The organism is Acinetobacter sp. YH12218 (assembly GCF_013417925.1).
Classification (GTDB): domain Bacteria; phylum Pseudomonadota; class Gammaproteobacteria; order Pseudomonadales; family Moraxellaceae; genus Acinetobacter; species Acinetobacter amyesii.
This window is the reverse complement of record NZ_VPDB01000091.1, coordinates 1-9,407: the sequence shown is the minus strand read 5'-3', so window position 1 is coordinate 9,407 and position 9,407 is coordinate 1. Positions and strand designations below refer to the sequence as shown.

General features: G+C 40.7%; 7 protein-coding genes, 1 tRNA gene and 1 pseudogene. 3 read left to right on the top strand and 6 right to left on the bottom strand.

The window, feature by feature from the left end; genetic code table 11:
- Window positions 1–185: 185 nt before the first annotated feature.
- Window positions 186–1,463, bottom strand: coding sequence for an O-acetylhomoserine aminocarboxypropyltransferase/cysteine synthase family protein (locus FTV03_RS16070; RefSeq protein ID WP_180042174.1), 1,278 nt, complete (start codon window positions 1,461–1,463; stop codon window positions 186–188).
- 318 nt (window positions 1,464–1,781) lie between these two features.
- Between FTV03_RS16070 and ettA the strand changes: the two genes are divergently transcribed.
- The gene (gene ettA / locus FTV03_RS16065) at window positions 1,782–3,443 is read left to right on the top strand and encodes an energy-dependent translational throttle protein EttA (protein WP_180042172.1); all 1,662 of its coding nucleotides are present in this window, start codon (window positions 1,782–1,784) and stop codon (window positions 3,441–3,443) included.
- Window positions 3,444–3,507: 64 nt separating this feature from the next.
- Here the strand turns inward: ettA and FTV03_RS16060 are convergent, their stop codons facing one another.
- Entirely contained in the window at window positions 3,508–3,918 is a 411-nt protein-coding gene (locus tag FTV03_RS16060) for an SEL1-like repeat protein (RefSeq protein ID WP_180024277.1), read from the bottom strand.
- Between the two features lie 354 nt (window positions 3,919–4,272).
- Between FTV03_RS16060 and FTV03_RS16055 the strand changes: the two genes are divergently transcribed.
- Window positions 4,273–5,244 carry a zinc transporter gene (locus FTV03_RS16055; RefSeq protein WP_180042170.1) on the top strand — a complete coding sequence of 324 codons (972 nt, stop codon included), beginning with the start codon at window positions 4,273–4,275 and terminating at the stop codon, window positions 5,242–5,244.
- A gap of 25 nt (window positions 5,245–5,269) precedes the next feature.
- On the opposite strand, the gene FTV03_RS16050 is transcribed toward FTV03_RS16055, so the two are convergent.
- The 4 genes from FTV03_RS16050 to FTV03_RS16035 form a co-directional block, all read right to left on the bottom strand.
- The gene (locus tag FTV03_RS16050; protein WP_180042168.1) at window positions 5,270–5,611 is read right to left on the bottom strand and encodes a hypothetical protein; all 342 of its coding nucleotides are present in this window, start codon (window positions 5,609–5,611) and stop codon (window positions 5,270–5,272) included.
- Window positions 5,612–5,765: 154 nt separating this feature from the next.
- Window positions 5,766–5,841, bottom strand: a tRNA-Glu gene (locus FTV03_RS16045).
- Window positions 5,842–5,932: 91 nt separating this feature from the next.
- Window positions 5,933–7,441, bottom strand: coding sequence for a glutamate--tRNA ligase (gltX, locus tag FTV03_RS16040; RefSeq protein WP_168378189.1), 1,509 nt, complete (start codon window positions 7,439–7,441; stop codon window positions 5,933–5,935).
- Window positions 7,442–7,554: 113 nt separating this feature from the next.
- Window positions 7,555–8,946, bottom strand: a complete 1,392-nt coding sequence (locus tag FTV03_RS16035; protein WP_180042166.1) for an RNA-guided endonuclease TnpB family protein — start codon at window positions 8,944–8,946, stop codon at window positions 7,555–7,557.
- Window positions 8,947–9,018: 72 nt separating this feature from the next.
- Here FTV03_RS16035 and tnpA point away from each other — a divergent pair.
- Window positions 9,019–9,291 (top strand): annotated as a pseudogene (gene tnpA / locus FTV03_RS16030) (IS200/IS605 family transposase); the annotation flags it as partial.
- Between the last annotated feature and the right edge of the window lie 116 nt (window positions 9,292–9,407).

The following is a 9,407-nucleotide window of genomic DNA, read 5'->3' as shown; positions in this document are numbered from 1 at the left end:
ATAAAGAGTTCCTGTACCGCCATACTGTCAGCGCAGTGCGGTATCGAAAGGTGCAATCTCTAAGATTGCATGGGTCGCAAAGATTCCCCCACCATAGCTCTTAGCTTGGTGGTGGGAGTATGTCAAATGAAATGGAAATAAAAACAGGCCTTAAAAATAAGACCTGTGGATTGTGCAATTATGGTTTAAACAGCAGCTAAGGCTTGCTCTAAGTCTGCAATCAAGTCATCCGCATGTTCGATCCCAATCGATAAACGAACCATATCAATGCTGACCCCCGCTGCTTTGAGTTCATCTTCATTGAGTTGACGATGTGTCGTGGTCGCAGGATGGCAGGCTAAACTTTTGGCATCACCAATATTCACAAGGCGAGTAAACAACTGCAAGGCATCGATGAAACGTGTGCCACCTGCAAGGCCATCTTGAACGCCGAATGAAAGAATCGCAGATGGTTTGCCTTTGACATATTTTTGCGCCAAAGCATGTTGTGGGTGGTCTTTTAGGCCAGCGTAGTTAACCCATTTTACTTTTGGATGCGCTTGTAAATATTCAGCCACTTTTTGCGCATTTTCTGTATGACGTTCCATGCGCAGGCTTAAGGTTTCCAAACCTTGTAAGATCAAAAACACATTGTTCGGGCTGATCGCAGCGCCCGTATTACGCAGTGGTACCACGCGCGCACGAGCAATGTAGGCTGCTTCACCTAAGGCTTCGACATAATTCACCCCGTGGTAGCTTGGATCAGCGGTATTCAGTGATTTAAAGCGTTCAGGATATTTGCCCCAAGGGAACTTGCCGCTATCGACGATGATGCCGCCGATCGAATTACCATGACCACCAATATATTTGGTCAATGAATGCACCACAATGTCGGCACCAAATTCAAATGATTTTTGCAGGACAGGAGTAGCAACGGTATTGTCGACCACCACAGGTATGCCATATTCGTGCGCAATTTTCGAAATTGCTTCGAGGTCAATAATATTGCCCAATGGGTTACCAATAGATTCGACAAAGACCAACTTGGTTTTGTCATCGATGAGGCTACGCAGCGCTTCAGGGTTTTGATAATCAAAGAAGCGAACTTCAATGCCTTGTTTCGGCAGGGTGTGGGCAAACAGATTATATGTGCCGCCATATAAGGTCGAAACTGAAGCGATATTGTCGCCTGCTTCAGCAATAGTTTGAATCGCATATGTAATGGCAGCCATACCAGAGGCTAAGGCCAAAGCGCCAATACCGCCTTCGAGTGCTGCAACACGCTGTTCAAGTACCGCTGTGGTTGGATTCATGATGCGGGTATAAATATTACCCTGAACTTTTAAGTCAAATAAATCAGCACCATGCTGTGTGTTATCGAAGGAATATGAAGTGGTTTGATAAATTGGCACCGCAACCGCTTTGGTGGTTGGCTCCGGTGTATACCCCGCGTGAATTGCTAAAGTTTCGTCTTTATATGTCATGATTACTTCATCTAAGTGAGCTAGTTTTTAAACAGTCTATCATTTTTATATATGAATAAAAGTGCTTTATTTCTAAAATTAATATCATAATTATTCATATTGTTGAAAAATTTTCAGCTAAAGATGAGCGAAATCATGCTTAAAAACGCATGTTTAAATTTTGTTCGCCATTAAACTTGTAACAATGCATTGAAGGCGTGTGCGAAACCTTATTTTTTCACGACTTTATGCGTATAATAGCCGATTATTTTTTCGCTCAATTGAGCAGGGGCAACTTTGTGTTGTTCCGTATATGTTTTGACTATTGAGGAGTCCTAAGTGGCCCAATATATTTACACGATGAACCGTGTGTCGAAGATGGTTCCGCCTAAGCGCGAAATCCTGAAAGACATCTCTTTATCATTTTTCCCAGGCGCAAAAATTGGTGTGCTTGGTCTAAACGGTGCAGGTAAATCTACCTTGCTTCGTATTATGGCGGGCGTAGATAAAGATTTCTCAGGTGAAGCACGTGCTCAACCGGGTATCAAAATTGGTTACCTTGAACAAGAGCCGCCATTGGATGAAAGCAAAGACGTTCGTGGTAACGTTGAAGACGGTTTACGTGAACCGTTGGATGCTTTGGCGCGTCTTGATGAAGTGTTTGCAGAATATGCAGCAGAAGATGCTGACTTTGATGCACTTGCAAAAGAACAAGAGAAGTTAGAAGCGATTATCCATTCATGGGATGCACATAACATTGTCAACCAAATGGATCAGGCTGCTGCAGCGTTGAATCTTCCAGCTTGGGATGCAGATGTATCTAAGTTGTCTGGTGGTGAGCGCCGTCGTGTTGCACTTTGCCGTTTGTTATTGTCTAAACCAGACATGCTACTTCTAGATGAACCGACGAACCATTTGGATGCTTCATCAGTATCTTGGTTAGAACGTTTCTTGAAAGATTTCCCAGGTACGATCGTTGCGATTACCCATGACCGTTACTTCTTGGATAACGTGGCAGAGTGGATTCTTGAGCTTGACCGCGGCATGGGTATTCCATACCAAGGCAACTACTCTTCTTGGTTAGAGCAGAAAAATGCTCGTTTAGAGCAAGAACAGAAGCAAGAAGAATCTTTTGCTAAAGCATTGAAAAAAGAACTTGAATGGGTTCGTTCAAATGCCAAAGGTCAGCAAAAGAAAAACAAAGCGCGTATGGAGCGTTTTGAAGAGCTTAACTCACGCGAATTCCAACAGCGTAACGAAACGTCTGAAATCTACATTCCACCTGGTCCACGTTTAGGTAACAAGGTTGTAGAAGTTGAAGGTATTAGTAAATCCTTTGGTGACCGTACACTTTATAAAGATTTATCGTTCGTTGTACCACCTGCTGCAATTGTAGGTATTGTGGGCGAAAACGGTGCGGGTAAAACCACATTATTCCGTATGATGACAGGCGAACAACAACCAGATACAGGTACAGTTACACTGGGTGAGTCTGTTAAAGTGGCTTATGTTGGTCAGATTCGTGACACCTTAGATGACAACAAAACTGTTTGGGAAGAAGTTTCTGGCGGTTTAGATATCTTGAAAATTGGTGAATACGAAATCGCATCTCGTGCGTATATCGGTCGCTTTAACTTCAAAGGTCAAGATCAGCAAAAACGTGTAGGTCAATTGTCAGGTGGTGAACGTAACCGTTTACAACTTGCGAAAATCCTGCAAATGGGCGCAAACGTTATCTTACTCGATGAACCATCAAACGACTTGGATATCGAAACTTTACGTGCGCTTGAAGATGCCATTCTGGTATTCCCAGGGACTGTAATGGTGATCTCGCATGACCGTTGGTTCCTCGACCGTATTGCAACGCACATCTTGTCATTTGAAGGTGAAACCCCTGAATTCTTCACGGGTAACTACCATGAATTTGAAGAATACCGTCGTAAACGTGATGGTGATGACCTAGTTGCAAAGCGTCAAAAATACCGCAAAATTGGCAACTAAGTTCCAGTTTTAAAATAAAAAAACCAGCCTGCGGGCTGGTTTTTTATTACTTAGAATGCAATGACTATACGACAATGTCTTCATAGGCATGATGTAAGACGTAGTCTGCTTGTTCATGGCCTTGTGCAGCCGCTTTACTGAGCCAAAGCTCTGCAAGTTCATAATTGCGGTCTAAGCCGAGTTCTCCACGTAAATAACCGAGACCTAAGCGATATTGGGCATCTTTATGACCTTTTAATGCGGCACTTAAAAAATTCCACATGGCATTGCGATAGTCAGTAGGGGATTGGTCTGCTGAATCCATAGTATGGTGACTGAGAAAGTCTTGATGGTGTTGAGCCGCAAGAATTTCAAAATAAGTCCCTTGGGCGTAATCACCTTCGGCTTCTGGAATCGAAAGATGCATTCCTTGCAACTTTGGATTCATCTGTTGTGACAACAGTGCATAGATTTTTTTCAGAGCTTGTATCATCATTGTTAAACTCCTTGTTTCTAAATATAACCACTTGATTAATAAAAATATTAATTGCAGTCATTCGTGCGCTGCGATGAATGATTTAATTGTTTTAAACAGATCACACTTAAGATGAAAATTAGCATGCTTGTCATGATATGTGAATAGGTATTGAAAAATATTTATAAGTGATTTCAGTCATCTAGATCGCGAAAAATTATTTTTAATAAATTGAAAGTAGATGCTGAAAAAAGCAGTTTTAAAGTTTGAAGGTAAAACGTAGTACTGAAGGTTGAATAATGTAATTTTATTACGTTTACTGCACCTGTTAAGCTCAAGACTGAAGAATATATAATTTATAAAGGTCAGAAAATAATGAGTGAGCATCATGGGCATGACCACAGCCATGCCGTTGTGACGGAAGGGAATGTCAAAAAATTAAGTTTTGCCTTAGCACTGACCACGACGTTTTTGATTATTGAAGTCATTGCAGGATTTATGACGCAAAGTTTGGCGCTATTGTCAGATGCGGCACATATGTTCACCGATGCCGCAGCCCTTGCCATAGCATTGGTCGCGATCAAAATTGGCAAGCTTCCTGCTGACAACAAACGCACCTTTGGCTATCAGCGTTTTGAAATTTTGGCAGCCTTGTTTAATGCCTTGATGCTATTTGTGGTGGCGATTTATATTTTGTATGAGGCCTATCAGCGCTTTTCAACACCGCCAGAAATTCAAAGTATGGGCATGATGATGGTCGCCGTTATTGGTTTGATCATTAACTTAATCTCGATGCGTATTTTATTTTCCAGTTCACAAGAAAGCTTGAATGTGAAGGGGGCGTATCTAGAAGTGTTGAGTGATGCCCTAGGTTCGGTTGGTGTAATTATTGGTGCAGCGATTATTTATTTTACGGGCTGGATGTGGGTCGATACACTAATTGCGGTGCTCATTGGCTTTTGGGTTTTACCAAGGACTTGGATTTTACTCAAACAAAGTATCAATATTTTATTAGAAGGCGTGCCTGAAGAAATTGACATAGAAAAGTTACGCAATGATTTATTGGCACTCAATGGGGTAGAGAGTATTCACCAGTTAAAGGTCTGGGCAATAACATCAAAGAATGTGCATTTGACAGTTCATCTCTTTGCACCTGAAGCCGATCGTAATGCCTTATATTTTGAGGCGATTGAAATGTTGCAACATGAACATGGAATCACGGAGATGACATTACAAATCGAAGAAGATGAATGTGTGGTACACCAACATACCCAAAAGTCTGATCATGCACATGGGCATCATCAAGATGATCACGCGCATTCTCATGATGAATCACATCAGCACTAATGCTGATGTAATTTAAATGGCCGGCTTAGATTTCCCACTCATGATTACATTCGCGGCATTTCCATTTTTTCTGTGATTGCATAAAACCTTGCATTGAGATTTTAAAATCTGGCAGGTCGCGATAGAACATGAAGCCAGCAATCAAGCAAGCAATAAATACAACAACAGTCGCAGTTTGTAATGTAGCACCTGCACCGTCACCAAAAATCCACATTGCGATGCTGATAATCACCAACAGTAAAAGAATAAATACCGCAGGGATGAGGATAATCAGGCTTTTAGGCACGACAGGACGAGCAACAGGCTGGCCTGCTTGCGCAAGAGGCATAATTTTAGGGCTTTGACATTTAGGGCAACGGTATTGCATTGCAACTCCATAATTTTAATCTATGGTTTATTTTAATCAGAATGACGCAGAAAGCAAAAATACCGTAAATTTAAATCAGATAAAATTTAGGCAATAAAAAACCCAAGTCAGAATGCTTGGGTTTTTTATAAGATGATTTGCATCACCTTGAATATGGCGTCCCTACGGGGATTCGAACCCCGGTTACCGCCGTGAAAGGGCGATGTCCTAGGCCTCTAGACGATAGGGACAATTTGAGGCAACTTAGAGTTGGTTGACACCATCTCTCGGTATGGGCGCTATATTAGGGGGATAACGCCCATCCGTCAACTAAAAAATCAATTAAGCTTCATCAACTGCATCATTTTTCGGCAGTTTTAGGCTTTCATTGAGTTTTTCCCATGCTTTTGTTTCTTTTTTACTCGGACCGCCCACAATTTCAAGCGCATGACGTAAGCGAGCAAAGGTTAAATCAGGACCAATGGTTACCATCGATTGCATAACCGGTGTCGAAGATGTTGAACCTGCAATAGCAATAAAGAAGGTTGGCATGAAGTCACGAAGTTTAATATCCATTTGGTTCGCCAAATCCATAAGCGTTTGGCTGACAGTATCATTGTTCCAAGTGAACATGCTTTCTAGACGCCAAATGGCAAATTGAAGGCTTTGACGAACTTGTTCTTCGGTCAATTTTTTGCTTTCAAACTGTTCTTTGCTGAGTGTTGGGAATTGGTTGAAATAAAAACCTGCCCAATTCACTGCTTCAGACAATAAATTAATACGCGGTTGAATCGCAGCGGCGATTTCTTCCAAGGTATTACGATCTGATTTCCAAGCCAGTAGGGTATCGAGCAATTGACCCGGTGTTAAACCTTTAATCCATTGACCATTTAACCAGTTTAGCTTTTCAACATCAAAGATCGGACCGCCTAGTGATACACGTTGAATGTCAAAGTGTTCAATCATCTCAGCCAAAGTGAATTTTTCACTTTCATCTGGCATTGACCAGCCCATACGGCCTAAATAGTTCAATAATGCTTCTGGTAAAACGCCGATGTCTTTGTAGTAGTTAATTGAGGTTGGGTTTTTACGTTTAGACAGTTTTGATTTATCTGGGTTACGTAACAGTGGCATGTGGCAAAGCACAGGCATGTCCCAACCAAAATATTTGTACAATAATTGGTGTTTAGGCGCAGATGGAATCCATTCTTCACCACGAATCACGTGAGTGATTTCCATTAAATGGTCATCAACCACGTTTGCCAAGTGATACGTCGGTAAACCATCGGTTTTCAGTAGAATCTGCATGTCGACTTGCGCCCAAGGAATTTCGACTTCACCACGTAGTAAGTCGTTAAATTTACAAATTCCTTCTTCAGGCACTTTCATACGAATGACATGCGGTTCACCAGCAGCCAAACGCTGTGCCACTTCTTCTGCAGTGTGTTTTAAGCCACGACCGTCATAACGCGGTGATTCACCACGTGCTTGTTGTTCCGCACGCATTTGATCGAGTTCTTCTGCTGTTGCAAAGCAGTAGAATGCATGGCCTTTTTCAACCAGTTCCAAAGCATATTGTTTATAAATGTCCATACGTTCAGATTGGCGGTATGGTGCATGAGGACCACCCACATCTGGACCTTCTGACCAGTTCAAACCTAACCAACGCAATGAATCTAAAATCATTTTTTCAGATTCTGGCGTAGAGCGCAGTTGGTCTGTATCTTCAATGCGAAGAATAAATTCACCGCCATGTTGCTTCGCAAAACATAAGTTAAATAATGCAATATAAGCAGTCCCAACATGCGGGAAACCAGTAGGAGAAGGTGCGATACGAGTACGAACAGTCATAATCAGCTTTTAATCAGAATGTAAATTGGGATCTATTATAACGAAAAAGCCTGATCACTTAATGCTTAAATGAACTACTCGGAGCTAAAGCAACCGAGTTTTTGTAGTGCAACCTAAGTTGCACACATCTCTTTTGACGCTTCTACGGTACTGCGAAAAGAAGTTTTGACACCTCTAGTCGTCTTACGAACACCTCTACGCCCACTAGATGATAAATAATTACCATCCAACTGTGTTCCACAGTCTAAAACTAATTTAATTGCTCTGTTCTTAATAACAATTGATGCATTGTGATCTGCATTATCAGCATGTCCACAACTCACGCAATTAAACCTGTCTTGGCTTTTGCGATTGTCGTGGTGAGTGTGACCGCATGAAGCGCACTCCTGACTTGTGTAAGAAGCATGAATTGTAAATACAGCCTTACCTAATTTGACTGATTTATACGTTAAGAATTCTGAAATTCTGTGCCATCCAACATTAAGAATAGCTTTGTTTAACCCTGCTTTAGCTTTAGCCTTATTTGGAACAAAACGTCCGAACTCATCTTTCTTGGGGTTAGGCTTTTTGGTCATCTGTTTGGTATTTAGTTTCTCAAAAATAAATACCTGACCAAATCCATTAACCAAACTTCGACTTGTTTTATGAGCGAAATCCTTACGGATATTGGCTTTTTTTGCATGATGCACAGCAAGTCGATGTTTAATCTTGGCTCTACGATTTGAGCCTTTTACTTGTCGAGCAAGTCTTTTTTGCAATCGTTTAATATAACGATCTGCTTTACTTAAATGTTTCTTTTGTTCTTTACTGAAATCGAATTGCTCATGTCCTGCATGAACAGGGATGGTGACACCACGATCTATACCAACAACCACCTTTTGTAGGTGTTCCTCATTCATGTCACGTAAGCGTTTGAGGTGCTTTTCTGAGTATTTATCAGCGTTGAATTTTTTACCGTCAAATTCTGCAACTTCCACATCATCTTTATAACAGAAGCCAATGAAATATTGACCTCGTTCTTTGCTAATGTGGATGGATTTTGGCTCTTTAAACTCAGCATGAGCTTTAAAATTTAAAGCTCCGATATTGAATTTCTTACCGCCAATAAATAATTTACGCTTATTGTTTTCTACTCGAAACTCAAATAAATCAGATGTTAAATGGACAGAACCTTTGTCTGATTTTTTTTTGCGTCTTGGTCGTCCACACACACCCTTAATGGATTTTTTGAGCGTATTAAACCAATTTACGGTTGAGTTCTTTTGAATGGTGCTAGGACAGTTTGCAAGCCAAGAGCTTAATTCATTCGATTTAAAGTGAGAATATTTCTGATCTTGGGTTTCATAATAGTGATTGTATGGTGTGAATTTGCGAGCAAAACCACGATAGTATTTATCTTCATCACATTTGGCATTCCAAATAAAACGAGCACAACCCATCCACTGACTTAAAATTAGTTTTTGATGTTCAGTTGGATATGCCCTTAATCTGATGCCTGATAGCAATTAAAAAACCTCTAGTGAACAAGCTTATTTTTGCTCAAAATAAGATCAATGTAAATCTAGTGTGTGGTTAATATGTACGAGTGGAGAACAGGTAGATCATGTATTTTTAACAATATTGTTCATCTAGTATTTGTTACAAAATACCGAAGAGATGTATTAACAATGGAAATACTGACTTCTTTAAAAGAGATTATGAAAGAAACTTGCTTGCAAATGAATTGTGAACTCATTGAGTTTAATGGCGAGGATGATCATATTCACATGCTTGTAAGTGTTCACCCTAAACATTCAGTGTCTAATTTAGTGGGTAAACTAAAGGGCAAAAGCTCTTATGTTTTAACTAAATGTGCGGAATTCTCCATCTATAATCTGTGATTTAGATGGAGATGGATAGCACGCCTTTTCAGTCGGGTCTCTCTTGGTTTTGGATGTATTCTCGAATTACATCAATTGTCGCTCCA

What these genes read in the sequence shown, in the direction of transcription:
- FTV03_RS16070 (WP_180042174.1), bottom strand. Translation starts at nt 1,463, where the DNA reads ATGACATATAAAGACGAAACTTTAGCAATTCACGCGGGGTATACACCG.
- FTV03_RS16060 (WP_180024277.1), bottom strand. Translation starts at nt 3,918, where the DNA reads ATGATGATACAAGCTCTGAAAAAAATCTATGCACTGTTGTCACAACAG.
- FTV03_RS16055 (WP_180042170.1), top strand. Translation starts at nt 4,273, where the DNA reads ATGAGTGAGCATCATGGGCATGACCACAGCCATGCCGTTGTGACGGAA.
- FTV03_RS16050 (WP_180042168.1), bottom strand. Translation starts at nt 5,611, where the DNA reads ATGCAATACCGTTGCCCTAAATGTCAAAGCCCTAAAATTATGCCTCTT.
- gltX (WP_168378189.1), bottom strand. Translation starts at nt 7,441, where the DNA reads ATGACTGTTCGTACTCGTATCGCACCTTCTCCTACTGGTTTCCCGCAT.